The sequence below is a fragment of the Rhodococcus sp. WB1 genome (assembly GCF_001700945.1).
GTDB classification, from domain to species: domain Bacteria; phylum Actinomycetota; class Actinomycetes; order Mycobacteriales; family Mycobacteriaceae; genus Rhodococcus; species Rhodococcus aetherivorans.
In genome coordinates this window covers 1,690,655-1,716,309 of sequence record NZ_CP015529.1, presented here as the reverse complement: position 1 = coordinate 1,716,309, position 25,655 = coordinate 1,690,655, and the positions used below count along the sequence as shown (strand labels likewise).

Genomic DNA, 25,655 nt, shown 5'->3' with positions numbered 1-25,655 from the left:
GGTTACGAGTCCGTAGGTTACGGAGATGTAGCTTGTGCGGCAGATCACTTCCGCCGGGCGGCGCGTTTGGCGGCGCGCAATGTCTGCAGCGCGGTCGCCAGCCCCTCGCGACGCTCCCCCACCGACCGCACCCGCGGCAGATCGGGACGCCGGAACTTGCGCTCGGAGGAGGTCTCCGGGGCGTCGTCCGACGTCGCCCGCAACCACGCGTCCGGCAACGCCAGCTTGTGGATCGTGCGCAGCGCCAGCAGGTACTGCTTGCCGAGCGGACCGCTCGTGTACGGCAGGTCGTACTTCGCACACAGCGTGCGCACCCGCTCCGCGATCTCCGGGTAGCGGTTGCTGGGCAGGTCCGGGAACAGGTGGTGCTCGATCTGGTAGCTCAGGTTGCCGGTCATGAAGGCCATCACCGGACCGGCATCGATGTTGGCGCTACCGAGCAGCTGCCGCAGGTACCACTGGCCCTGCGTCTCGTTCTCGTACTGCGCCACGGTGAACTTCTCGGCGCCGTCGGGGAAGTGACCGCAGAAGATCACCACGTACGCCCACAGGTTCCGCACCAGGTTGGCCGTGAGGTTCGCGGTGATCGTGCTGCGCCACGCCCGGCCCGTCATGGCCGGGAACAGCACCAGGTCCTTGCCCAGCTGCCGCGCGATCTTCCGGGCAAAGTCCTTGGTGGGCTGGGAGTTCCGCTGCCCCGGCGGCACACCGCACGCCTTCTTCTCGGCTCCGAGGTCGTGCAGGGCGATGCCCCACTCGAAGGTGGCCGCCAAGATCAGGTTGGCCACGGGCTGCAGCAGGTTGATCGGCCGCCACTTCTCGTCGCGCGTCATCCGCAGGATGCCGAATCCCACATCGTCGTCCATGCCGACGATGTTCGTATAGGTGTGGTGCGCGTAGTTGTGGGCGCGCTTCCAGTGCTGCGACGGACCCGTCTGGTCCCACTCCCACGACGTCGAGTGGATCTCCGGGTCGTTCATCCAGTCCCACTGCCCGTGCATCACGTTGTGCCCGAGCTCCATGTTCTCGATGATCTTCGACAGGGAGAGCAAGCCCGTGCCGAGCAGCCACAGCGGACGCCGGCGGCTGCCGAACAGCGCCGCCCGGCCGCCGATCTCGAGCACGCGTTGCAGCCGGATCGTGTTGCGGATGTAGCGGGCGTCGCGCAGCCCCCGGGTGTCCTCGATGTCGCGACGGATCGCGTCGAACTCGCGGCCGAGTTCCTCGATGTCCGCGTCGGTGAGGTGCGCGAACTCGGTGATGTCGGTGATTGCCACCGGGGTCCTTCCCCCTGGTCCGGGTCGGTAGTGCGTCAGGCGCCGAGCGTGCAGTCTCCGGCAGCCGCGGAGATGCAGGTCTGAACCCGCTCCCCCTCGGCGTGTTCCTTGCCGGACCGGAGATCGACGACGTGCCCCTTCTCCAGGGGCACCACACAAGTCTGACAGATTCCCATCCGGCAGCCGAACGGCATCAGGGCGCCGGCGCTCTCACCCGCCTCGAGCAGGGTCGTCGCACCGTCGACGGTGACGGTCTTGCCCGACTTGGCGAAGGTCACCGTGCCGCCGGCGCCGGAGGTGTCCGCCCGGGTGACGGCGAAGCGTTCCAGATGGAGCCGCTCCGGCAGGCCCGCGGCATCCCAGAACCGCTCCATGTCGTCGAGCATCGCCTGCGGGCCACACGCCCACACCTGGCGCTCCCGCCAGTCCGGGCACACCGTGTCCAGCTCGGCGAGGGTGAACTTGCCCTGCTCCCGCGTCAGCCGCACGTACGGGCGGTACTGCTCGTGGTCCGCACCGAAGCGGGCGATCTCGTCGGCGAACATCACCTCGGGGGCGGTGGGCGCCGAGTGCACGTGCACGACGTCGGGCAGCTCGGCATGCGCCTGCAGCGACCGGCGGTCGAGGGTGCGCAGCATCGACATGATCGGGGTGATGCCGCTGCCCGCGGTGAGGAAGAGGATCTTCGGCGGCGGGGGGTCGGACAGGACGAACTCGCCCTTGGGCGCGGCGAGCCGCACGATCGTGCCCGCGGGCACGCCGCTCACGAGGTGACTCGACAGGAAACCGTCGGTCATGGCCTTGACGGTGATCGAGATGAGCTTGCGGTCCCAGGTGGGCGACGAGGTCAGCGAGTACGAACGCCAGTGCCAGCGGCCGTCGACGTGCAGCCCGATGCCGATGTACTGGCCCGGCGCGTACCCGAAGTCGAAGCCCCAGCCGGGCTTGATGACGAGCGTCGCGGAGTCGGCGGTCTCGCGGCGGACCTCGACGATGCGGCCGCGCAGCTCACGCGCCGACCACAGCGGGTTGGCGAGGTGCAGGTAGTCGTCGGGCAGGAGCGGTGTCGTCAACCGCGCGGCCGCGCCGCGCAGGAGATTCGACACGGATCGGTCCCTCGTCGCGACATGCGCCGCCGGCCGCTCGATCCAGTCCTTCAGACCCATCCGATCACTTCTCCTCGTCCAGGGGCTACGCCTCCGTAGGTTACCAGCTCCCTACGGAGGCGTAGGTTGCGGCGAGACAGCCGTCACACTCGGGGCCGGGAGCGGCTCAGAGCAACTCGAGCAGGAACTGCAGTTCCTGGGCGGCGTACCAGGCGAGTTCGTGGTCCTCGGCGTCGCCCAGCACGAACTCCGCCTCCTCGTCGCCGAGGTCGGCCGCGTCCACGACCGGGAGGGCACGGGCGATGTCCGGCTCCGCGGCGGCGAGGTCCACGTGCACCGACGCGACCGCGGACAGCGGCACCGGTCCGGGCAGCCGGACCACCGCATCGTCGAGATCCGGGCGCAAAGTCACCCCGTCGACGTCCGCGGCCACGACCACCCGGCGCAGGCCGAACTCGGGAGCCGGGTCGTCGTCGGCCCGGCCGGCGAGCAACCGCAACGAGGCGCGGGCCGCCTCGGCCATCGCGACCTCGGCGAGTTCCTCGTCGTCGCCGGAGGTGTACGCCTCGCGCAACGCGGGGGTGACCGCGAACGCGGTGCGGCTCACCGCCTCGAACTCGCCGTCGGCGACCAACCGCTTCAACGTCTCGATCGTGGCCGGCACGTACACCCGTGTCACAACTCACCTACTGGCATCCAACAACTCCTCGAGCGACTCGTGCAGCAGCGACGTCAGCACCTCCACATCGGGCATGGCGTCGCGGTCCGCATTCAGACCGTAGTAGACGTTGCCGTCGTACGACGTCAACGCGACGCTCAGTGCCTGGTTCTTCAGCAGGGGCGAGATCGGGTACATCTCGAGCACCCGCGCCCCGGCGAGGTAGAGGGGATGCTGCGGACCCGGTGCGTTCGTGATCATCAGGTTGAACATGCGCTGGGAGAAACCACTCGCGACACGCGCCCCGACCGCGTGCATGGTCGCGGGCGCGAACCCGGACAGCCGCATCATCGACCGCGCCGGCACCCGCCGGCCCTGCCGCGAGTAGGCCTCCCCGGCGTGCGAGATGTGGGACAGGCGGACGACCGCGTTCGGTTCACCGACCGGAAGGTCCACCAGGAAGGTCGAGACCTCCCCGCGCGGCCCCGCCGCGGACACGTCCCCACCCTCGTCGGGCGCATCCGGGTCCTGCGTGTACACCGACATCGGCACCATCGCCCGCACCACCGTCGCCTCCGTCAGCGGCTCCCCGCGTGAGAGCAGCCAGTACCGCAGCGCCCCCGCGATCACCGCCAGCACGACGTCGTTGATGGTGCAGCCGTAGCGGGCCCGGATCTTCCGGTACAGCTCGAGATCGGCCTTGACCACCGCGAACCGGCGGTTGCGCGAGATCGAGGCATTCAGCGGGCTGCCGGGCGCGGACTGGGCGGCGGTGCGCGCCAACCGGCCCACGACATCCAGCGCCTCGCCGGCGGTGGCGGCCAGATCGCCGACGGCCGCCCGCAACCCCGACACGGCCTCGCCGGGGCGGGCCACCAGCTCCGCGAGCGCGCCGAACACCAGCGCCGAGTCGCTCGGCTCCGGTTCCGGCATCCACAGCTCCTCCGGATCCACCCGGGGAGTCTCGGTGGGCTCGAAGAGCACCTGCCCGATCTCGAGTGCCTCCTCGCCGTCCACCAGGGCCGAGTGGGTCTTGGTGAACAGGGCGCACCGGTCGCCGGCCAGGCCCTCGACGAGATACATCTCCCACAGCGGGCGCGAACGGTCGAGAGGACGGGAGATCAGCCGGGCCAACAGGTCGTGCAGCTGCGCTTCGGAGCCGGGCCGCGGCAATGCCGAGCGCCGCACGTGGTAGGTGATGTCGAAGTCGCGGTCGTCGACCCACACGGGCCGCGCCAGGCCGAGCGCGACCTCGCGGGCCTTCTGCCGGTACCGCGGCACCGCCGCGAGACGTCGCTCCACCAGCCGCAGCACGTCCTCGTAGTCGAGCCCACCGCGCGGCTGCTCCAGGATGGCGAGCGAGCCGATGTGCATCGGCGTATTGCTCGTCTCCAGAAAGTAGAACGACGCGTCCTGAGCCGACATCCGGTTGGTCATCGCCCGACATCCCCCTCGTCCCGCGGCGCCCCGGCCCGCGACGACTCGCCGAGGCCGAACAGCACCGTCAATTCCGCCACCACATCGGCGGCATCGGCATGATGCACGCCGACCATCCCCGCCGCGACCGCGCCGTCCACGTTCACCCGCAGGTCGTCGACGAACACGCACGCCGACGGTTCGAGCCCGAGACGCCGGGCCACCAGCAGGTAGCTGCGCGGGTCCGGTTTGGCGGTGCCCACGTCTCCGGACAGCACCACCTCGTCCACCAGCCGGCCGCGCCCGAGATCGCGCAGCGGGCCGGCCGCGGGACCACCCGGATCGTTGCTGAGGATCGCGGTGCGCACGCCGCGCCGGCGCACCTCGGCGAGCACCCCACCGAGCGCGGCCGCGTCCGTGCCGGGGCCCGCGAGCACCCCACCGAAATCGAGCACCAGTCCACGCATCGCCTCACCCTAGTTCGCGAGCACCGGTTCGGCGATGCAACAGCCCGAACGACGCGGCGACACCGGACCCGCCATGCTCGCGCCTCCTCGGCGCGGATGTGGCACCATGACCGGCGACTCCGTCCTCTCCCGGGGTCCGCACACCGGGCGTCGGCCGTTCCGCGCCGACGTCGCCCCCCTGGATCCGGGAGAACCGATGACATCTCCGCACGGCGACGCCCACTACGTCCGGCGCATCGTTCCGTTCGAGCCGCCGGTGCAGCGCTGTTGCCCGGCCGGACCGCATCGCCGGCACGCGCGGCGCCGCCTCACCCCGCACGACGGCCGCTCGGTGCGCGCCTCGGCGCCGCCGGCCGGCCGGCCGCTGCCGGAGGTGGATCCGGCGGCGCGACGGTTCGCCGACCTCGCGGCCCGGTTGATCCTCGAGGTGGCCGACCGGCGCCGCCCGGAGACCCAACTCGCCGCGGTGCTGCATTCGTCGCTGCACGCGACCGTCGCCGCCGTGGCGAAGTCGGGCGACACGGGGACCGCGGTGCTCCTGCGGACCCGGCTGCGCGCGGTCGACGCCGACACCGCCGAGTTGTTCGGCTCCTACGGCCGCGGCCACCGCGTGTTCGCGCTGGCCGGCCGGGTCTCGCGCCATCCCACGACACGCCGGACGCCACACGGCTGGCTGATCACCACCGTGTGGCTGGGCTGACCGGACGACGCGGCCGGGCCGGCGCTCCGGCCCGGACCGGGTCGTCAGCGGCGGCGCTGCGCCTTGGTCTGCTTGCGTGCCGCCTCCCGGCGCTGCCGGCGGGTGCCCGTCGTCCCGGGCGCGGACGCGGCCGGCGACGATGTCGCGGGGCTGCGCCGCACCTGGGCACTGCCGTCCTCGGCCGGCCCGGTGTAGGTGAGGTTGCGCTCCTCGTCCTCGTCGAGCCCCTTCGCGCGCAGCGCGGCCGGAGCGGGCGCGGGAGCAGGAGGTGCCGGGGCGGGAGCAGGCTTCGCCAGGGTGGGGGCGGCCTGCGCCGTGACGGCCGCGGACGCGGCGGTGACGCTGACGCCCGGGGCCGGCTGCGGCTGCGCCGCCTCGACCTGCAGGTTGAACAGGAATCCGACGGACTCCTCCTTCAGGCCCTCGAGCATGCCGATGAACATGTCGTAGCCCTCCCGCTGGTACTCGACGAGCGGGTCGCGCTGCGCCATCGCCCGCAGGCCGATGCCCTCCTTGAGGTAGTCCATCTCGTAGAGGTGCTCGCGCCACTTGCGGTCGAGCACCGACAGCAGGACGCGGCGCTCGAGCTCGCGCATGCCGCCCTCGCCGGCGACGGCGTCGATCTCCGCCTCGCGGCGGGCGTACGCGGCGCGCGCGTCCTCCAGCAGGGCCTCGCGCAGTTCCTCGCGGCTGAGGTCCGCGGGCTCGCCGTTCGTGGAGACGGTGAGTTCCTTGTGGTCGATGCCCACCGGGTAGAGGGTCTTCAGCGCCGTCCACAGCTGCTCGAGGTCCCAGTCCTCGACGTAGCCCTCGGCGGTGGCGCCGTCGACGTACGCGGTGACCACATCCGCGATCATGTGCTCGACCTGGCCCTCGAGGTCCTCCCCGCGGAGGATGCGGCGGCGCTCGTCGTAGATGACGGTGCGCTGCTGGTTCATCACCTCGTCGTACTTCAGGACGTTCTTGCGGATCTCGAAGTTCTGCTGCTCGACCTGCGTCTGCGCGCTCTTGATGGCCTTCGAGACCATCTTCGCCTCGATCGGCACGTCGTCGGGCAGGTTCAGGCGGGTCATGATCGACTCGAGCGCCGCGCCGTTGAAGCGGCGCATCAGCTCGTCGCCGAGCGAGAGGTAGAAGCGCGACTCACCCGGATCGCCCTGCCGGCCGGAACGGCCGCGCAGCTGGTTGTCGATACGGCGGGACTCGTGCCGCTCGGTGCCGAGGACGTACAGGCCGCCCGCCGCCCGGACCTTGTCGGCGTCGGCCTTGACCTCGGCGTTGATCCGCTCGATCACCTCGTCCCAGGCCGCCTCGTACTCCTCGGGCGTGTGGACCGGGTCGAGACCCCGCTTGCGCAGCTCCACGTCGGCCAGGATGTCCGGGTTGCCCCCGAGCACGATGTCGGTACCGCGACCGGCCATGTTGGTGGCGACGGTCACCGCGCCGGACCGGCCGGCCTCGGCGATGATCGTCGCCTCCTGCTCGTGGAACTTGGCGTTGAGCACGTTGTGCGGGATGCCGCGCTTGGTGAACTGCTTGGACAGGTATTCGGAGCGTTCGACGCTGGTGGTGCCGATCAGGACCGGCTGGCCCTTGGCGTGGCGCTCGGCGACGTCGTCGACGACGGCCGCGAACTTCGCCTCCTCCGTCTTGTAGATCAGGTCGCCCTGGTCCGCGCGGACCATCGGCTTGTTCGTCGGGATCGGGATCACGCCGAGCTCGTAGATCTGGTGCAGCTCCGCGGCCTCGGTCTCGGCGGTGCCCGTCATGCCGGAGAGCTTGTCGTAGAGGCGGAAGTAGTTCTGCAGCGTGATCGTGGCGAGCGTCTGGTTCTCCGCCTTGATCTCGACGCCTTCCTTGGCCTCGATGGCCTGGTGCATGCCCTCGTTGTAGCGCCGTCCGACGAGGATGCGGCCGGTGAACTCGTCGACGATGATCACCTCGCCGTTGCGGACGATGTAGTCCTTGTCGCGCTGGTACAGCTCCTTGGCCTTGATGGCGTTGTTGAGGTAGCTCACCAGCGGCGAGTTCGCCGCCTCGTACAGGTTGTCGATGCCGAGCTGGTCCTCGACGAGCTCCACCCCCGCCTCGTGCACGCCGATGGTGCGCTTCTTGATGTCCACCTCGTAGTGGACGTCCTTCTTCAGCAGCGGCGCGATCCGCGCGAACTCGGCGTACCACTTGCTCGACGCGTCGGCCGGGCCCGAGATGATCAGCGGCGTGCGGGCCTCGTCGATGAGGATCGAGTCGACCTCGTCGACGATCGCGAAGTTGTGGCCGCGCTGCACGAGATCGTCGAGCGAGTGCGTCATGTTGTCGCGCAGATAGTCGAAGCCGAACTCGTTGTTGGTGCCGTAGGTGATGTCCGCGGCGTACGCGGCGCGCCGCTCGGCGGGCGGGAGGCCGGACAGGATCACCGCGGTCTCGAGCCCGAGGGACCGGTGCACCCGGCCCATCCACTCGGAGTCGCGCTTGGCGAGGTAGTCGTTGACCGTCACCACGTGCACGCCCTCGTCGGCGATGGCGTTGAGGTAGGCGGGCAGCACACAGGTCAGGGTCTTGCCCTCACCGGTCTTCATCTCGGCGATGTTGCCGAAGTGCAGTGCCGCGCCGCCCATGATCTGAACCGGGTAGTGCTTCTGGCCCAGCACCCGCCACGACGCCTCGCGGGCCGTCGCGAACGCCTCGGGCAGCAGCTCGTCGAGGGTCTCGCCGTCCTGGTAACGCCGGCGGAACTCGTCCGTCTTGGCCCGCAACTGCTCGTCGGTGAGCGTCTCGAACTCGGGTGAGAGGGAATCGACGTGGTCGGCGATGTGCTTGAGCCGCTTGACCATGCGACCTTCACCGACTCGGAGCAGCTTCGACAGCGACAGCACGGGCGTGTTCGTCCTCAATCTCGGGTACAGCACGGGCAACGAAAATCCGGCCGAGGCCTGTATCGACCCCGGCCGGATTCCATGGTAGGCGGTCTTTCAGCGAGGTGACGACGGGCGACCGCTCGGCAGGGTGGCGCGCGAGGCGCCGCCGCTCCGCGGTGCGGTCGTCACACCAGCCGGATCAATCCGTAGTCGAACGCGTGCCGGCGGTAGACGACCGAGGGACTGTCGGTCTCCTTGTCGTGGAACAGGTAGAAGTCGTGCCCCACCAGCTCCATCTCGTACAGCGCGTCGTCGACGGTCATCGGCTCGGCCGTGTGCTCCTTCGTGCGCACGATCCGGCCCGGACCTGTGGGCTCGGGCTCGTGCTGTTCCAGCGAGATCTCCGGTGAGATGCCGAGGGAGTCGTCCTTGGCGAGTTGCGCGGTGGCCTCGGCGACCGAGACGGGGGTCTTCTCCCCGTGGTGCACCTTGCGGCGGTCCTTCGTGCGACGCAACCGCGACTCCAGCTTGTCCGTCACGGACTCGAAGGCGGCGTAGAAACTGTCCGCGGACGCCTCCGCGCGCACCACCGGTCCCTTGGCCCGAGCGGTGATCTCGACTCTCTGACAACTCTTCAGCTGCCGGCGATTGCGCTCGTGCTGCAACTCCACATCGAACAGGAAGATCGTCGGGTCGAAACGTTCGAGCCGAGCGAGCTTCTCGGACACGTAGACCCGGAAGTGATCCGGGACCTCGACGTTGCGCCCCTTGACGACGATGTCGGCGCGGGGACCGTTGGACTCCGCAGTACCGGCTTCGGCCTCTGCAGCGGGAACCTTGGACTTCGAAGGGATCGTCACTCGTACCTCCCGAGTACGGCCGGCGCAGCTCGCGCGCCGGCATGATCGACGAGCGCGAAACGCGCTCCGCCCGACACGACGGTCAGGGGCGTTTTGCGCCCGCTACCTGTGTTTTCGGGTCTGAGGGCGACGGTAGTACGGAACGGCGGGGAGTGCCACCGTTCCGTCGAATTTCACGCCGTGGTCACCTCGTGGCAGGACCGATGTCCCCTTTCTCGCGGACCCACGTCCCGCGGCGCAGGGCCCTCCGGCTCGCTACGCGGCGGCGATCACCAGCACCCCGCACGGGCGATGGCCCGCGGCCCGCAGGACCCGCACCGACTCCGCCGCGGTGGCGCCGGTGGTGACGACGTCGTCGACGAGCAGCACCGCCGCCCCGGGCGGCGGACCCGCCGCCGTCCGGATCCGCACCCGGCCGGCCAGGTTGCGCTGCCGCTGGGCGGCCGACAGCCCCACCGAATCCCGGACGCCGCGCCCGGTGCCGAGGAGGCCGCAGACCTCGAGCCGCCGGTCGTGGCCGGCGGCCACGCGCGCCGCGCGCGTCACCGGGTCGCCGCCGCGTGACCGCGCCGCCCGCGCCCTCGTCGGGGCGGGCACCACGACGACGGGTCCGGCGGGCAGCTCGCCCCAGCGCCGCAACCGCGACACGGCGGTCGCCAGCGCGAGGCCGAGCGGGCCGGCCAGATCGCGCCGGCCGTGTTCCTTGGCCGCGATCACCGCGCGACGGCGGGCGCCGCGGTACGGCCCCAGCGCCCACACCGGCACGCCGGGATCGACCCGGGGCCGGACCCGTGCAGGCACGTCCGCCAGTTCCCGGGCACAGCGCCGGCACCAGCCGACGCCGGCGAGTCCGCAACCGCCGCACTCGACGGGCAGCACCAGATCCAGCAGCGAGGTCAGCACCGCGCCAGTGTGGCCGCCGGCCCCGACATCCCGCGCCGGACCGTCAGCCCGGCAGGACGGGGACCGCCTGCAGCCCGGTCAGGCCGGGTACCTCGCGCCAGTACCGGTCGCCGGCCGGATCGGCGTTGTTCAGCTGGAACACCGCCCGCGAGTCGGCCACGAACTCCGAGGTCGTCGACGCCTCGACGGCGACCACGGGCGGGGTGAGGTTCCGGCTCGGCAGGGCGTCCATGCGGGAGCCGTCCACCGCGACCTGCACGACGGGCACGTCGGAGGCGGACCGTGCCACCACCACGGTGTCCGGGGTGCTCCAGTCCAGCGACAACGCCGGGCTGCCGAGGCCGATGGCGATCTCCCGCGGCGTCGTGAGCGAGAACTCGCCGTTCGACTTCTGCACGACCACCGCGACGTACACGCGGCCGTCCACGATCATCGCCGCGCGCACGCCGTCGCGGGAAAGCCGCAGATCGCTGATCACGTTGCCCACGGCCCGCACGGAGCCGGCGTCGACGGGGAGGACGGTGACCCGGCCGGTGCCCGGCTCGCGCACCACGCGCACCACGTTCGTGCCGTTGACCACGGCCCACACGGAGTTGTCGTCGAGCGCCCACGTCGGCCGCGTGATCGATTCGCCCTGCAGGGCACGTGCCGCCGTCCCGTCGCGGTAGGGGCCGATCAGCAGCTCGGCGGTGGCTTCGGGGGCGGGACGCCCGGTGTCGGCGACGGCGGCCGCGAGCTCGCCGTCGTGCGACAGCGCGACCGAGCGCAGGGTCGTCGCGGCGCCGAAGGCCCCGGGCACCGGAGTCACCCCGGTCTCGGCGACACTGACCAGCCCGCCGCCCCGCAGGGCGTGGAGGCCGATGGTGGCGCTCGAGGTGGCCAGCGGGTTCATCGACGCCACGTCCGCGGTGGTCCAGCCGTTCGGGAACCGCTCGTCCAGCGGCTGACCGTCCGCGAGCAGCACGTAGGGCCCGGTGATCTCGGCGTTGGCGAGGGTCCAGATCACCTGTGCCGCCAGCATCTCGCGGCTCTCCTTGCCCAGGGGCTTCAACCCCAGGAAGTCGATCCGGACGCCCCCGAGACCGACACCGACCTGGGTCGTGCGGCCGTCGGCCTTGGTGATCGGCCCCCGCACGGACACCCCGGAGCCGAGTTCCGTGCGCACGGCCGGTGCCAGGGCCGCCTTCGGGCCCTCGATGAGCAGGTCGATCAGCTGTGCCGCGGTCTGGTCCTGGGTCGCGGCGATCCAGCGGGGGTCGGGCACGACCGTGCGCCCGGACGGGTCGACGAAGTACAGCGAGCGTCGCTGGTAGCCGTTGAGGAACTGCGGGCGGTCCATGACGACGCCCGGTCCCATCTCGTCGATGCGCCACTCGCCGCCCGTGAGCACGAGCGTTATCCTGGTTTCGAACGGTCCCTCGTCGGCGCGGTAGACTCCGCCCTCCTCCAGGTGCCCGACCCGGTTGGCGCGGATGACGTACGTCGCGCGCTCGGCGCTGCGCGACTCCGGCAGCACGTCGACCTTGTCCACGATCGTCGCGCTGGCGGCGTCGTCCCACCCGGCCGACATGTCGGCGGTGAGGAACTGCCGGGCCGCGAGGTGGCGGTTCGCCGGGTCGGTGCTGGCGCGCAGGAAGTCGCGCAGGAGCAGGTCCGGTTCCCGGCCCGGTGCCGGCGGGGGGACCGAGGTGGTGGTGGGCTCACGGGCGATGGTGCCGACCGCCTGCGGCGACGACGAGTCCGGCAGGCTGGCACACCCCGACACGGCGACGGTCAGGCCGAGCATCGCCGTGAGGATCGTCTTCGTGCCCCTCATGTGGCGGCTCCTTCGGGCGGGACCGGCACGTGCGCCGAATCCGCGGCCGTCCCGGCGTCGTCGCCGGTCCCGGCATCCGCCGGCTCCGCCTCGGCCGGCGCGGCCGCTCCCGGCAGCGGGCGGCCCTGGACCGCACGGACCGTGCTGGGAACGAGCGGCAGCGGACTGCGGCCGACCTTGCGTCCCCGTTCCCGCGGGAGGGTCAGCCGGAAGCAGGACCCCTGGCCGGGCTCGCCCCACGCCTCGAGCTTGCCGTTGTGGAGGTTGGCGTCCTCGACGCTGATCGCCAGGCCGAGACCGGTTCCGCCGGACCGCCGGACTCGCGACGGGTCCGAGCGCCAGAACCGGTTGAAGACGAGTTTCTCCTCGCCCGGACGCAGGCCGACGCCCTGGTCCCGGACGATGAAGGCGGCGGCGTTGTCGTCGGCGCGCAGGCGCAACAGGATGGGTTTTCCCTCCCCGTGGTCGATGGCGTTGGCGAGCAGGTTCCGCAGGATGCGCTCGACGCGGCGCGGATCCACCTCGGCGGTGACGGGTTCGCCGGGCAGGTCGACGATCAGCTCGGTCCCGCTCTCGCGGGCGAGGTGCCGGACGGTGGAGACCGCGGCACGGGCGCACATCCGCAGGTCGAGCTGCTCGGCCGCGAGCTCGGCGACGCCGGCGTCGTGACGGCTGATCTCGAGCAGATCGCCCAGCAGGCTCTCGAACCGGTCGAGCTCGGTGACGAGCAGCTCCGAGGCCCGCTTCAGGGACGGGTCGAGTTCGTCGCTGCCGTCGTGGATCAGGTCGGCGGCCATCCGCACCGTCGTCAGCGGGGTCCGCAGCTCGTGACTGACGTCCGAGGTGAACCGCTTCTGCAGGTTGCCGAACTCCTCGAGCTGCGTGATCTGCCGCGACAGGCTTTCGGCCATCTCGTTGAAGGACATGGCCAGGCGCGCCATGTCGTCCTCACCGCGCACCGGCATGCGTTCCTTGAGGCGGCCGTCGGCGAACCGGACCGCGATGCGCGACGCCGAGCGGATCGGCAGCACGACCTGGCGCGCGACGATCATCGAGATCGCGGCGAGCAGCACGAGCAGCACGCCGGCGCCGACGAGCAGCGTGCCCCGCACCAGCGACAGCGTGTTCTCCTCGCCCGCCAGCGGGAACACCAGGTACAGCTCGAGGGTGGAGATGTCCGACGCCGTCGGGGTGCCCACGATCAGGGCCGGACCGGAGTAACCGTCCGGATCCGACACGGTCGCGAACTGGTAGGAGATCTGGCCCTTCTGCACGAAGGCGCGCAGGTTCTCGGGGATCTGGTCGGCAGGACCGCTCGACGTCGGGGCGCGCGGTCCGTCGCCCGGCACGATCAGCACCGGGTCGAAGGTGCCCGCGACGCCGGTGTCCTGGCCGGCCTCGCTGCCGCGGTTGGTCAATGCCGCGGCGGCCCCGTCGAGCCGTACCTGCAGCGAACCGGAGTCGTCGGCGCCGGCGAGCTGGCCCTCGACGAGTGCGCGGGAGCGCTCGACCTCCTCGGTGGCGGCGTTGATCTTCACCTCGAGCAGCCGCTCGGTGATCTGGCTGGTGAGCACGACACCGAGGACGAGCATCACGATCAACGACAGCGACAGGGTCGAGACCACGACCCGGAGCTGCAACGATCGCCGCCACGTGTGGGCGAGCCGGTTGCTCACCGCACGTGACCACCTCAGCAGCGGCAGGGTCCTCCTCGTGATCCGCCGCCGCAGTCGGTACCCACCGATCACGGCGGTCCGGCCTTGTAGCCGACGCCACGCACCGTCAGCACCACCTCGGGATTCTCGGGATCCTTCTCGACCTTCGCGCGCAACCGCTGCACATGGACGTTCACCAGGCGGGTGTCGGCCGCGTGCCGGTAGCCCCAGACCTGCTCGAGCAGCACCTCACGGGTGAACACCTGCCGCGGCTTGCGCGCGAGCGCCACCAGCAGATCGAATTCGAGCGGCGTGAGAGAGATCAGTTCGTCCCCGCGGCTGACCTTGTGGGCGGGAACGTCGATGGCGATGTCGCCGATGGAGAGCACCTCGGCCGGTTCCTGCTCGGTGCGACGCAGCCGCGCCCGGACCCGGGCCACGAGTTCCTTGGGCTTGAACGGCTTGACGATGTAGTCGTCGGCGCCGGATTCGAGCCCGAGCACCACGTCCACGGTGTCCGACTTGGCGGTGAGCATCACGATGGGCACGCCCGAGTCGGCCCGCAGCACCCGGCACACGTCGATGCCGTTCATGCCCGGGAGCATGAGGTCGAGCAGGACGAGGTCGGGCCGGATCTCCCGGACCGCGTTCAGCGCCTGCGAACCGTCACCCACCACGTACGGCTCGAATCCCTCGCCCCGCAGGACGATCGTGAGCATCTCGGCGAGCGCGGTGTCGTCGTCGACAACCAGAATCCTCGGCTTCATGGCTTCTATCGTGTCACTCCTCGACCGTGGTGAAGCTGATTTGAGATCTCGGCGGCGAGTTGTCGCGGATCGGCGTCGGGTCCGGCAACCCGCCACGGCGACATCCACTGTCGGCGTGCGAGGTCGTCGTACACCTGCCCGGTCCGGGCCTGCAGACCCGAGTCCCGTTCGTACGCGTCCCGATCGCGGGCCGTGTCGGCAGCGGCGCGACTGCGGGCCCGCTGCGCAGCCAGTTCCACGGGCACCCGCAGCAGCAGCTGCAGATCCGGTACGGGTAGCGCGAACCGGTCGAACTCGAGCTCGCGGACCCATTCCACCGACGGCCCCGAGCCGTCCTCGTGGTGCCGCGCGGCGGTGTAGGCGGCGTTGGACGCGACATACCGGTCGAGCAGCACGATGTCGTTGTCCGCCAGGAGCTTCCGCAACTCGTCGGCGGCGTCGCGCCGATCGAGGGCCCACAGCAGGGCCATCGCCTCGATGCTCGAGGCCGCGTCACCGTGCCGGCCCCGCAGGGCCTCGGCACCGAGGTCGGCGTGCACCGACACGCCGTAGCGCGGGAACGCGAGCGTCGCGACGACGAATCCCGCAGCGCGCCAAGCCTCGACGAGGCCGGCGGACAGTGTCCGCTTGCCGGCCCCGTCGAGCCCCTCCACGACGATCAACGCGCCCATCGGCGGTGTCCTGCGATCCTCGCTACCGTGCTCAGTACCGGTAGTGCTCGGGCTTGTACGGGCCCTCCACGTCGACCCCGATGTACTCGGCCTGGTCCTTGGACAGCTTGGTGAGCTCGCCGCCGAGGGCCTCGACGTGGATGCGGGCGACCTTCTCGTCCAGGTGCTTGGGCAGGCGGTAGACCTCGTTGTCGTACTCGTCCGGCTTGGTCCACAGCTCGATCTGGGCGATCACCTGGTTGGCGAACGAGTTGCTCATCACGAACGACGGATGGCCCGTGGCGTTGCCGAGGTTGAGCAGCCGGCCCTCGGACAGCACGAGGATGGAATGCCCGTCGGCGAAACGGAACTCGTCGACCTGCGGCTTGATGTTGATGCGGGTGACGTCCGCCGCCCGCTCGAGGCCGGCCATGTCGATCTCGTTGTCGAAGTGGCCGATGTTGCCCAGGATCGCCTGGTGCTTCATGCGGCGCATGTGGTCGAAGGTGATGATGTCCTTGTTGCCGGTCGCGGTGATCACGATGTCGGCCTGCTCGATGAAGCCCTCGACCGTGACGACATCGAAGCCGTCCATCAGCGCCTGCAGCGCGTTGATCGGGTCGATCTCGGTGACGGACACGCGCGCACCCTGCCCGCGCAGCGCCTCCGCGCAGCCCTTGCCGACGTCCCCGTAGCCGCACACCAGGGCGGCCTTGCCGCCGATGAGCACGTCGGTACCGCGGTTGATGCCGTCGAGCAGCGAGTGCCGGGTGCCGTACTTGTTGTCGAACTTGCTCTTGGTGACCGAGTCGTTGACGTTGATCGCGGGGAACGCCAGGTCGCCGCCGGCCGAGAGCTGGTACAGCCGCAGCACACCGGTGGTGGTCTCCTCGGTGACGCCGCGCACCGACTCGGCGATCGCCGTCCACTTCTTCGCGTCCTGCGCGAGGGACTCGCGCAGCAGCGCCAGGAACACCCGGTACTCGGCGGAGTCGTGCTCCTCGTCCACCGGCGGCACCACACCCGCCTTCTCGAACTGCGCGCCCTTGAGCACCAGCATGGTGGCGTCACCGCCGTCGTCGAGGATCATGTTGGCCGGCCGCGGTGTCCCGTCGGCGGCGGCGGGCCAGGTGAGCATCTGCTCGGCAGCCCACCAGTACTCCTCGAGGGTCTCGCCCTTCCACGCGAACACCGGCACACCGCGCGGGGCCTCCACGGTGCCGTGCGGGCCGACGACGACCGCAGCGGCGGCATGGTCCTGGGTCGAGAAGATGTTGCACGAGGCCCAGCGCACCTCGGCGCCGAGCGCGACGAGCGTCTCGATCAGCACGGCCGTCTGGACGGTCATGTGCAGCGAGCCGGAGATCCGCGCGCCCTTCAGCGGCAGCACCTCCGCGTACTCGCGGCGCAGCGCCATCAGGCCGGGCATCTCGTGCTCGGCCAGCCGGATCTCCTTGCGGCCGAATTCGGCGAGGGACAGATCGGCGACCTTGAAGTCGATCCCATTCAGCTGGTCGGCCACGAGCTTGGTGTCGGACACGTGAGAATGCCTCTCCTGTTGTCAGTCGGTTCTGCCAACAGGCTATACAACTCGCTGCTCAGTCGTGCCGGGCGGAGCGATCGATGAACGGCCCTAGCAGCTCCGCCAGGTCCGCGGCGACGTCCCGGTCGGACTCGGGCGGCATGGAGATGTAGCTCATCGCGATGCGCACGATCGCGCGGCCCAGGATGCCCGCATCCGACGCGGACGCCTGGACCCAGCTGCGCTGGAAGGTTTCCGACAGCCGGGCGGAGGCCCGCTCGATGAGCGGCGCCGAATCCGTGGTGATCAACCGCAACAGGTCGGGCTTGGCCTCGCCGCGCAGCAGCGACTGGATCAGCGGGTCGGCGCTGCTCTCGACGAAGAACGACGTGAATCCCTCGACGAGGGCGTCGCGCGCCTGCCCCACATGGCTGTAGATCGCGTCGTCGACGGCGTCGACGAACTGATCGACCAGGCGCAGGGCATACGCCTGGGCCAGGCCCTGCCGCGAGGCGAACTCGTTGTAGAGCGTCTGCCGGCTCACACCGGCGCCCCGGGCGACGTCCGTCATGGTGACGGCGGACCAGTCGCGGGCGGTGAGCAGGTCCCGCATGGCATCGAGCACCGAGTTGCGCAGCAGCATCCGGCTGGCCTCGTGGAACGGTACGCGTTGCCGGTCCTCGGGTTCCCCGGCTCGCGGGGGCTCCCCGGCGGGGGACGATTCGTGCACGATCGACATGCCGCGACGTTTTCACGCGGGGCGGGTCCCGTCAACACGAATGGAGCTAGCGGCGCGGCGCCGCCGGTTCCGCCAGTACCGAGTGCCGGCGACTGTAGGTGAAGTAGACGACCACGCCGATCACCATCCACACCACGAACCGCAACCACGTCTCCACCGACAGGTTGGCCATCAGCCACACACACGCGAGTACCGCGAGAATCGGCACGAGCGGCACCGCGGGCACCCGGAATCCGCGCTCGAGATCCGGACGGGTCCGGCGCAGCACGATCACCCCGATCGAGACCAGGACGAACGCGAAGAGCGTCCCGATGTTGACCATCTCCTCGAGGGTGCCGAGCGGAATGAGGCCGGCGAGGACGGCAACCACGACCGTCACCAGCACGGTCGTCCGCACCGGGGTCCCGTGCCGGCCGGTGTGCGACAACCGTCGCGGGACGAGGCCGTCGCGTGCCATCGCGAACAGCACCCGGGTCTGACCCAGCATCAGGACCATCACGACGGTGGTCAGGCCGGCGAGGGCACCGACCGAGATGAGGTTCTTGGCCCAGTCCATCCCGTTCAGCGCGAACGCCGTCGCGAGCGTCGACTCGTCTCCGGCCAGTTCCTTGTAGTTCACCATCCCGGTGAGGACGAGGCTCACCGCCACGTACAGCACGGTGACGATCGCGAGGGAGCCCAGGATCCCGATGGGCACGGCCCGCTGGGGATGCCGCGTCTCCTCCGCGGTGGTGGCGACCACGTCGAACCCGATGAATGCGAAGAACACCAGGCTCGCCGCGGCGAGCAGGCCGTACCACCCGAACGTGCTGCCCCCGGCCCCGGTGAGGAACGAGAACAGCGACTGCCGCAGGCCCTCACCGGTCGAGGCAGATTCCGACGGCGGGACGTACGGGGTGTAGTTGTCGGTGTCGATGTAGAAGACACCGAGGGCGACAACGAACAGGACGACGGCGATCTTGATCGAGGTGATCACCAGCGACACGCGCGAGGAGAGCTTCGTGCCCGTGGCTATGAGTACGCCGATCACCACGACGATCAGGATCGCACCCCAGTCCACCTTCACGGGCCCGAGAGAAGCCACCGGCGACAGGCCGCCGAGCACCTCGCCGAGATACAGCGACCAGCCCTTGCCGACCACGGCGGCGGCGAGAGCGAACTCGAGGATGAGGTCCCAGCCGATGATCCATGCGACGAACTCGCCGAACGTCGCGAAGGAGAAGGTGTAGGCGCTCCCGGCGACGGGCACGGTCGACGCGAACTCGGCGTAGCACAGCGCCGCGAGCGCGCAGGCCACAGCCGCGAGCACGAACGCGAGGGACACGGACGGGCCGGCGACGTTCCCGGCCGTCCGGGCCGTGAGGGTGAAGATGCCGGCGCCGATGACGACGGCCACGCCGAACACGATCAGGTCCCACGCTGTGAGGTCCTTGCGCAGACGGGAATCCGGTTCGTCGGTGTCGAGGATGGATCGCTCCACCGACTTGGTCCGGAACAGTCCGCTGCGGGATACGCCGCCGGTCTCGGTCATCGGGCACTCCCCTTTCTCCGGAGCGGAAGTACCCGGAGTGGCGCCTTCCCAAGCCTAAGCCACGGGGGTCCGGAACAGGGCGGGCTCGAGGTGGATCAGCCGAACGGCGGGGACGGCGGCCCCGACCCGGGCCTCGGCGTCGCCGATCGCGGACAACGAGCCGAGGGAGAACAGCACCCCCTCATCGATCGGAAACGAGCGTGTTTCCGCTAGTCGACGGGAACGCCGGTGTCCGCCAACCGCGCGCGGAACAGTTGCGCCGGCTCGCCGGCCGCCCGCACCGTGACGGCCGGGTCGGAGGCCGACAGCCACACCGCCTGGCCGGCCGACAGTTGCAGGCTCCGCCCGCCGCATTCCACCCCGGCCACCCCGGCGGTGCACAACAGGATCTGCGGGCCGCACGGCGGCAGGGTGACGGCGTCCGGTGCGGCACCGGAGCCGGCGGCGACGTCGACGCGTGACAGCGCGAACTCCGGGGCGGGAGTCCGGTAGCGCACCTCGCCCGGACCGGACGGCTCCGGTTCGAGGATCGGCACGTCCACGGGACGGAAATCGAGCACCCGCAGCAGCTCCGGCACGTCGACGTGTTTCGGCGTGAGGCCGCCGCGCAGCACGTTGTCCGAATTGGCCATGATCTCCACGGCCATGCCGTGCAGGTACGCGTGCAGGTTCCCGGCGGCGAGGAACAGGCCCTGTCCCGGCTCGAGGGTGATCCGGTTGAGCAGTACCGCAGCGAGGACCCCCGCGTCGCCCGGGTAGGACTCGGCCAGCTGCAGCACGGTCCGCACCTCCTCGGCGAACGAGGCCGTGCCGTTGCCGTTGCGCGTCGCCAGGTACGTCACGCAGCCGTCGAGCACCCGCGGCAGCAACGCCGACAGCACCGACTGCGGCAGGGTGATCCAGATGGTGAACAGCGCCCGCAGGCCGTCCGAGTCGGGCTGCCCGGCGAGCAACCCGATGTACGGGTCGAGCTCGGGAACCTCGAGGGCGCCGAGCAGCTCGACGGTGCGATGCGGATCCCGGAAACCGGCGAGCGCCTCGAAACGGGTGAGCGCGACGACGAGTTCGGGCTTGTGGCTCGCATCGCGGTAGTTCCGCACCGGCGACTCGAGGGGCAGGCCCGCGGCCTCCTCCCGGGCGAAGCCCTCGGCGGCCTGTTCGGCGCTCGGATGGGCCTGCAACGACAGTGGCTCCTCGGCGGCGAGCAACTTGAGCAGGAACGGCAGCCGGGGTCCGAACCGGCTCAGTGTCGCCGGCCCCAGATGCCCGCCCGGATCGGCCTCGAGCACGTCGAGCAGCGATGCGCTCGCGCCCGGGCCGTCGCCGTTGGCGCTCACCACGCGCGCCGGGTCCGCGGGATGCGCACCGAGCCACAGTTCCGCCTCCGGATGTGCGGACGGCACGGTACGGCCGCACAGCGCCGCGATCGCGGTGCGCGAACCCCAGGCATACGAACGCAGCGCACCTTCGAGTCGGAGCACTAGCAACCACCGACCAACCGCAGATAGGCCGCGGCCATCTCGAATCGCACGGCCAGCACCGCCACCTGCTCCGGCACCGGCGGCACCGCCTTCGCCTCGAACTCCCCCACCACCGATACCAACTCCATGTCCGGCAGCGCTGCCGCGCGCCGCTCCGCCTGCCGCCGATCCTCCTCCACGCTCAGCACGAACACCCGCGCCGGGGGTGCGGGCACCGGCCCGTCGAGCTGTTCGTCGTGGAAGAACGGATCGTAGGGTTCCCCGCTCGCCGACGGCCTCGCGATGAGCCGGTCCCGGGCGGCGAGGACGTCCGACAACGCCGACGCCGACGCGATCACCCCGGCCACCTGCAACAGGGACTCCCCGGCGTGCCGGGCCAGCGCGGCCGTCACCGCGGAGTCGCCGGCCAGCGCCACCCGACGCGACTGGATGCGGGCCGCGAGCGCCTTCGCCGGGTTGTGGAACACCTCGCTGCCCGGCTGGTCGCGACCGGCCTCCGCGTCCGCCGAATCGGCGAGGTCGGCCAGCGGGGGAACCGCGCCCGCCGTGCGGGTGGCCTCCATCGCGACCACCACCGCGAGGAACACGGCGAGGTGCCGCAGGAGTGAGTACGCCACCGGCACCCGGATCCGCGGGGGCAGCAGCGTCGCACGGCCGGCGGTCGCCGCCCGGATCGGCCCCTCGTCCGGGGCATCGACGACCACCTCGGCCCCGCGCCGCAGGGCCGCGGCGACCGACTCGGCGAGCTGCGGGTCGCCCGCGTCGTCGCCCGCGACGACGACGACGTCGAGCGGGCCGACCCACGGCGGCGTGACGGGGGCCGTGACCAGCGGCACGGCCGAGCGGGCCGCAAGCATCGCGACGACCAGCTCGCCCGCGCGCGCGGCGCGCGCGTCGCCGCACACGAGCACCACGCTGCGGGGGTGCAGGCCGTGCAGGCGGTCGAGGATCTGCTCGTCGACGGCCGCGGCGGTGGCCCGGATCTGGGCCCCACCGAGCGCGGCGAACCGCAGGATCCCGTCGACGTCCGCGTCGATCAGGGCGTCCGTGTCGTCCAAGTCGAGGAACGAAGAGGGAGCCGTCATGGCTGCGCCACCATCCTTCCGACTCGAACCGTCCCGGCGCCGGGCCCCGGGAACTCGATTATCCCCGCTACGGATACTTCCGTCACGCGCGCACGATTGCCAGGATTTCCCTCACCAGCGCGTCGACCTGTTCGGCGGTGCGGGCCTCGACGTTGAGCCGCAGCAGCGGCTCGGTGTTGGAGGCGCGCAGGTTGAACCAGGCGCCGTCGGCGAGGTCGACGGTGACGCCGTCGAGCCGGTCGACCGATTCGGCACGATCGCCGAATGCCTCGAGCACGGCGGCGGTGCGCTCCGCGGCGTCGGCGACGGTGGAGTTGATCTCCCCGGACGCCGCGTACCGGTCGTAGCCGGCCATCAGCTCGGACAGCGGCCGGTCCTGCCCGGCGAGCGCGGCGAGCACGTGCAGCGCGGCGAGCATGCCCGAGTCCGCGCCCCAGAAGTCGCGGAAGTAGTAGTGCGCGGAGTGCTCCCCCCCGAACACGGCCCCGGTCTCGGCCATCTGCTGCTTGATGAACGAGTGCCCGACGCGGGTGCGGACGGGCTTGCCGCCGAGTTCGGCGACCAGTTCCGGCACGGCGCGCGAGGTGATGAGGTTGTGGATGATCGTCGACCCGGGTTCCTTGGCGAGTTCCCGCGCGGCCACCAGCGCGGTGACCGCCGACGGAGTGACCGGCTCGCCGCGCTCGTCGACGACGAAGCAGCGGTCGGCGTCGCCGTCGAAGGCGAGTCCGAGGTCGGCACCGGATTCGCGCACGAGCTTCTGCAGGTCCACCAGGTTGGCGGGATCGAGCGGGTTGGCCTCGTGGTTGGGGAAGGTGCCGTCGAGTTCGAAGTACAGCGGCACGAGGTCGATCGGGAGCGCGCCGAACACCGCCGGCACCGTGTGCCCGCCCATGCCGTTGCCGGCGTCGACGGCGACCTTCAGCGGGCGCATCGCCGACAGTTCCACCCGCGAGCGGACGAACGCGGCGTAGTCGGCGAGCACGTCCCGTTCGGAGACGGTGCCGGGGGCGCCGTCGAAGTCCGGGACGCCGGCGACGAGTTCGGCGGCGATGGTGGCGAGGCCGGTCTCCTGCCCGACCGGCTTCGCCCCGGCCCGGCACAGCTTGATGCCGTTGTAGCGCGCCGGGTTGTGGCTCGCGGTGAACATGGCGCCGGGGGCCTCGAGGATGCCGGAGGCGAAGTACAGCTGGTCGGTGGAGGCGAGTCCGATGTGCACGACGTCGAGTCCCTGGGCGGTGACGCCGGCGGCGAAGGCCTGCGACAGCTGCGGGGACGATTCGCGCATGTCGTGGCCGATCACGATGCGGGTGGCGCCGCCGTCGCGCATCAGGCGAGCGAAGGAGGCTCCGACATCACGGACGAACCCCGCATCGAGCTGTTCTCCCACCACGCCACGCACGTCGTATGCCTTGACCACGGCGGACACGGACTCGGCAGATCTCGCCACTGTTGCTGCTCCTGATCGTCGACTGGCACCGCCGCCTCCGCGGCGGGGCACGGTCAGCCTAGTGGGCGACGATCAGGACGTGGGATCGGGCAACACGCGCAGGTGGCCACGGCGGCCGGTGCGGGCCGTGGGCGGCGCGGCCAGCGCCGTGGGGACACCGGAATCGGTGTCGTCGGAGTCGGTTCGGGCACGCTCGCCGAGACCGGCCTCACGCACCGCCTCGGCCAGGGCGGTCAGGTCGTCCTCGTCCGGAGTGCCGGTGGTGAAGGCACCCTCGTACCGGACCAGCTCCCACCCCTTCGGCGCGGTGATCCGCGAGCCGTGCGATTCGCACAGATCCCACGAGTGCGGCTCGGCGACTGTCGCCAGCGGACCGACGACCGCGGTGGAGTCCGAGTACACGTAGGTCAGCGTCGCAACAGCAGGGTTCTTGCACCCAGGCCGGCAGCATCGACGCAGTGATCTCACAGTCGGAGAGTAGCGCGCCGTCCGCCCGGGGACTATCCGGACACACCGGAGAACCCGGTACGGATTTTCGTGTCGTACTGTCCAGAGCATGCACCGATCGCGCCGTTCCCGCCCCGTGACGTCCCGCTCGGTCGCGCGACGCGGCCGCGGCGTGCGCGGGCCGTTGTTCCCGCACGAGTTGCCGGCGTGGCGCTCACGGGCGGAGAAGTTCGACCTGCTCGTGCTGGGGGCGTTCGCCCCGATCGACGCGCAGTGGCACGACCGGCTGACCAAGCTCGATATCGCCGTCGACGAGGTGCCCAAGATCCGCGCCCTCGACCCCGACTCGGTGAACTGGCCGTCGGAGGTGGTCGCGGACGGTCCGGTGCCGCTGTCGCGACTCGTGCCCGCGGGGATCGACCGCCGCGGCGCCGCGACGCGGGCCCGGATCGTGCTCTTCCGCCGCCCGCTCGAACTGCGGGCGAAGGATCCCGAGGATCTCACCGATCTGGTCCACGACGTGCTCGTGCACCAGGTCGCCACCTACCTCGGCGTGGAACCCGAGGTCATCGACCCCGAGCTCGGCGGCTTCGGCGAGGACTGACGTCCTCAGACGATGCCGCGCTTGAGGCGCCGGCGCTCCCGCTCCGACAGACCGCCCCAGATGCCGAAGCGCTCGTCGTTGGCCAGCGCGTATTCGAGACACTCGTCCCGGACCTCGCAGCCCAAGCAGATCCGCTTCGCCTCCCGGGTCGATCCGCCCTTCTCGGGGAAGAACGCCTCGGGATCCGTCTGCGCGCACAGCGCGCGTTCCTGCCACTGTTCGTCGCCACCGTCGGACGGGTCGCCGAAACCATCGATCAGGCTGAGCACGGGTCGCGCGGGCGCGTCCCCCCCGATGCCGTCGATGTCGTCCCGAACGTCCTCGCCTGCAGTGTCGATGCCTGCAGTGTCGATCCGAGAGCTCTCGAACCATTCGCGCTCGTCGGCCATCGTTCGCCTCCTCACCTGCAGCGCTGCAACTCTCGTCGAAACCGGCCCACTCCGCGCCACCCCCGGTCGAACATGCGTTCGAATGCAGTTCACCACAACCGATCTCGGCCCCGGTTCACTGGAAATGACACTTATGTGATTAGACACGTGGGGCGTGTCGCGGTCAAGCCGAGCGGCGCCGCTGCCTTACCATCCGGGGTTCTCCACCGTGCCGGTGCGCACCCGCCGCCCGGGCGCGCAGGCACCCCGGCAGCCCACCCGGCGCACCGCCTAGGCTTGCCCTGTGAACGTGACTGTATTGGTCGGCGGCGTCGGAGGTGCGCGTTTTCTCACCGGCGTGCGCCGGCTCCTCGGCATCGAACCCGGCCGCGACCTCGACCCCGACGCCGCACACCGGGTCACCGCGATCGTCAACATCGGCGACGACGTCTGGATGCACGGGCTGCGGATCTGCCCCGACCTGGACACGTGCATGTACACCCTCGGCGGCGGGATCGACACCGAACGCGGATGGGGCCGGGCCGACGAGACCTGGCACGCGAAGGAGGAGCTGGCGGCCTACGGCGCCACACCCGACTGGTTCGGTCTCGGCGACCGCGACATCGCGACCCACCTGCTGCGCACCCAGTTGCTGAGCGCCGGATACCCGCTCTCGGCCGTGACCGAGGCCCTGTGCGACCGGTGGAAGCCCGGCGTCACCCTGCTCCCGGTCTCCGACGACCGCAGCGAGACCCACGTGGTCATCACCGATCCGGCCGACGGCGAGCAGCGCGCCGTGCACTTCGAGGAATGGTGGGTCCGGCACCGCGCGCAGGTCCCCACGCACAGCTTCGCGCACATCGGCGCCGAGAAGGCCGCCCCCGCTCCCGGAGTGCTCGCGGCGATCGAATCGGCGGACGTGGTGATCCTCGCCCCGTCGAACCCGGTGGTGAGCATCGGCGCGCTCCTCGCGATCCCCGGCCTGCGCGGCGCGCTGCGCACCACGTCCGCGAAGATCGTCGGCCTCTCGCCGGTGATCGACGGAAAGCCGTTGCGCGGCATGGCCGATGCCTGCCTCGACGTGATCGGCGTCGAGTCGACCGCCCAGGGCGTCGGGCGGCACTACGGCGCCCGCAGCGGCGCGGGCCTGCTCGACGGGTGGCTGATCCACTCCACCGACACCGCCGATGTGCCCGGCGTCGAGGTGCGCAGCGTGCCGCTGCTCATGACCGATCCGGACGCGACAGCCGAGATGGCTCGCGCCGCATTAGAACTGGCAGGAGTGACCCCGTGAC

Annotated in this window: 24 protein-coding genes; 3 read left to right on the top strand and 21 right to left on the bottom strand. The window is 70.8% G+C overall.

The window, feature by feature from the left end; translation table 11 throughout:
* Positions 1 to 44 precede the first annotated feature (44 nt).
* From A4U64_RS07595 to A4U64_RS07575, 5 genes are all read right to left on the bottom strand, one after another.
* Entirely contained in the window at positions 45 to 1,277 is a 1,233-nt protein-coding gene (locus A4U64_RS07595; RefSeq protein ID WP_006942699.1) for a fatty acid desaturase family protein, read from the bottom strand.
* Positions 1,278 to 1,312: 35 nt separating this feature from the next.
* Positions 1,313 to 2,443, bottom strand: a complete 1,131-nt coding sequence (locus A4U64_RS07590; protein WP_050035462.1) for a ferredoxin reductase — start codon at positions 2,441 to 2,443, stop codon at positions 1,313 to 1,315.
* Positions 2,444 to 2,549: 106 nt separating this feature from the next.
* Positions 2,550 to 3,062: a DUF6912 family protein gene (locus A4U64_RS07585; RefSeq protein ID WP_006942694.1), complete on the bottom strand. Its 513-nt coding sequence runs from the start codon at positions 3,060 to 3,062 to the stop codon at positions 2,550 to 2,552.
* A 3-nt stretch (positions 3,063 to 3,065) separates the two neighbouring features.
* On the bottom strand, positions 3,066 to 4,478 hold the full coding sequence (locus A4U64_RS07580; RefSeq protein ID WP_029544608.1) for a WS/DGAT/MGAT family O-acyltransferase: 1,413 nt from the start codon (positions 4,476 to 4,478) through the stop codon (positions 3,066 to 3,068).
* Positions 4,475 to 4,924 (bottom strand): HAD-IA family hydrolase, encoded by a 450-nt coding sequence (locus A4U64_RS07575; protein ID WP_065922407.1) that lies wholly within the window; start codon positions 4,922 to 4,924, stop codon positions 4,475 to 4,477. Before A4U64_RS07575 ends, A4U64_RS07580 begins: the two co-directional genes overlap by 4 nt.
* Before the next feature lie 196 nt (positions 4,925 to 5,120).
* On the opposite strand from A4U64_RS07575, the gene A4U64_RS07570 reads away from it, so the two are divergent.
* A complete protein-coding gene (locus A4U64_RS07570) occupies positions 5,121 to 5,624 on the top strand; it encodes an Rv3235 family protein (RefSeq protein ID WP_037201793.1) in 504 nt (167 codons plus the stop codon).
* 44 nt (positions 5,625 to 5,668) lie between these two features.
* Here A4U64_RS07570 and secA read toward each other — a convergent pair whose 3' ends face one another.
* From secA to A4U64_RS07500, 15 genes are all read right to left on the bottom strand, one after another.
* Positions 5,669 to 8,458, bottom strand: coding sequence for a preprotein translocase subunit SecA (secA, locus tag A4U64_RS07565; RefSeq protein ID WP_044476285.1), 2,790 nt, complete (start codon positions 8,456 to 8,458; stop codon positions 5,669 to 5,671).
* Positions 8,459 to 8,667: 209 nt separating this feature from the next.
* A complete protein-coding gene (hpf, locus tag A4U64_RS07560; RefSeq protein WP_006942687.1) occupies positions 8,668 to 9,342 on the bottom strand; it encodes a ribosome hibernation-promoting factor, HPF/YfiA family in 675 nt (224 codons plus the stop codon).
* 255 nt (positions 9,343 to 9,597) lie between these two features.
* A complete protein-coding gene (locus A4U64_RS07555) occupies positions 9,598 to 10,245 on the bottom strand; it encodes a ComF family protein (RefSeq protein WP_065922406.1) in 648 nt (215 codons plus the stop codon).
* Positions 10,246 to 10,288: 43 nt separating this feature from the next.
* Positions 10,289 to 12,061: an MtrAB system accessory lipoprotein LpqB gene (gene lpqB / locus A4U64_RS07550; RefSeq protein ID WP_065922405.1), complete on the bottom strand. Its 1,773-nt coding sequence runs from the start codon at positions 12,059 to 12,061 to the stop codon at positions 10,289 to 10,291.
* On the bottom strand, positions 12,058 to 13,809 hold the full coding sequence (mtrB, locus tag A4U64_RS07545) for an MtrAB system histidine kinase MtrB (RefSeq protein ID WP_084648611.1): 1,752 nt from the start codon (positions 13,807 to 13,809) through the stop codon (positions 12,058 to 12,060). Before mtrB ends, lpqB begins: the two co-directional genes overlap by 4 nt.
* Positions 13,806 to 14,483 (bottom strand): MtrAB system response regulator MtrA, encoded by a 678-nt coding sequence (mtrA, locus tag A4U64_RS07540; protein WP_006942670.1) that lies wholly within the window; start codon positions 14,481 to 14,483, stop codon positions 13,806 to 13,808. Before mtrA ends, mtrB begins: the two co-directional genes overlap by 4 nt.
* A gap of 5 nt (positions 14,484 to 14,488) precedes the next feature.
* Positions 14,489 to 15,154: a dTMP kinase gene (locus tag A4U64_RS07535; RefSeq protein WP_029544615.1), complete on the bottom strand. Its 666-nt coding sequence runs from the start codon at positions 15,152 to 15,154 to the stop codon at positions 14,489 to 14,491.
* A gap of 31 nt (positions 15,155 to 15,185) precedes the next feature.
* Entirely contained in the window at positions 15,186 to 16,673 is a 1,488-nt protein-coding gene (ahcY, locus tag A4U64_RS07530; RefSeq protein ID WP_006942661.1) for an adenosylhomocysteinase, read from the bottom strand.
* Between the two features lie 58 nt (positions 16,674 to 16,731).
* Entirely contained in the window at positions 16,732 to 17,394 is a 663-nt protein-coding gene (locus tag A4U64_RS07525; RefSeq protein WP_029544617.1) for a TetR/AcrR family transcriptional regulator, read from the bottom strand.
* A gap of 46 nt (positions 17,395 to 17,440) precedes the next feature.
* The gene (locus tag A4U64_RS07520) at positions 17,441 to 18,925 is read right to left on the bottom strand and encodes an amino acid permease (RefSeq protein WP_065922403.1); all 1,485 of its coding nucleotides are present in this window, start codon (positions 18,923 to 18,925) and stop codon (positions 17,441 to 17,443) included.
* Between the two features lie 54 nt (positions 18,926 to 18,979).
* Complete coding sequence (locus A4U64_RS29040) at positions 18,980 to 19,102, bottom strand: hypothetical protein (protein ID WP_257785079.1); 123 nt, start codon at positions 19,100 to 19,102, stop codon at positions 18,980 to 18,982.
* A gap of 32 nt (positions 19,103 to 19,134) precedes the next feature.
* Entirely contained in the window at positions 19,135 to 20,406 is a 1,272-nt protein-coding gene (manA, locus tag A4U64_RS07515) for a mannose-6-phosphate isomerase, class I (RefSeq protein ID WP_065922402.1), read from the bottom strand.
* Positions 20,406 to 21,491 carry a hypothetical protein gene (locus tag A4U64_RS07510; protein WP_043802402.1) on the bottom strand — a complete coding sequence of 362 codons (1,086 nt, stop codon included), beginning with the start codon at positions 21,489 to 21,491 and terminating at the stop codon, positions 20,406 to 20,408. The genes manA and A4U64_RS07510 overlap by 1 nt, the downstream gene beginning before the upstream one ends.
* An 82-nt stretch (positions 21,492 to 21,573) precedes the next feature.
* Positions 21,574 to 22,941, bottom strand: a complete 1,368-nt coding sequence (locus tag A4U64_RS07505) for a phosphomannomutase/phosphoglucomutase (protein ID WP_065922401.1) — start codon at positions 22,939 to 22,941, stop codon at positions 21,574 to 21,576.
* 72 nt (positions 22,942 to 23,013) lie between these two features.
* A complete protein-coding gene (locus A4U64_RS07500) occupies positions 23,014 to 23,409 on the bottom strand; it encodes a DUF3499 domain-containing protein (RefSeq protein WP_170914101.1) in 396 nt (131 codons plus the stop codon).
* Positions 23,410 to 23,497: 88 nt separating this feature from the next.
* Here A4U64_RS07500 and A4U64_RS07495 point away from each other — a divergent pair, with 88 nt between their 5' ends.
* Positions 23,498 to 23,992 (top strand): metallopeptidase family protein, encoded by a 495-nt coding sequence (locus A4U64_RS07495; protein WP_084648610.1) that lies wholly within the window; start codon positions 23,498 to 23,500, stop codon positions 23,990 to 23,992.
* Positions 23,993 to 23,997: 5 nt separating this feature from the next.
* Here A4U64_RS07495 and A4U64_RS07490 read toward each other — a convergent pair whose 3' ends face one another.
* The gene (locus A4U64_RS07490; RefSeq protein WP_170914112.1) at positions 23,998 to 24,261 is read right to left on the bottom strand and encodes a WhiB family transcriptional regulator; all 264 of its coding nucleotides are present in this window, start codon (positions 24,259 to 24,261) and stop codon (positions 23,998 to 24,000) included.
* A 403-nt stretch (positions 24,262 to 24,664) separates the two neighbouring features.
* Between A4U64_RS07490 and cofD the strand changes: the two genes are divergently transcribed.
* Complete coding sequence (gene cofD / locus A4U64_RS07485) at positions 24,665 to 25,654, top strand: 2-phospho-L-lactate transferase (RefSeq protein ID WP_029544620.1); 990 nt, start codon at positions 24,665 to 24,667, stop codon at positions 25,652 to 25,654.
* The last annotated feature ends 1 nt before the right edge of the window (position 25,655 follow it).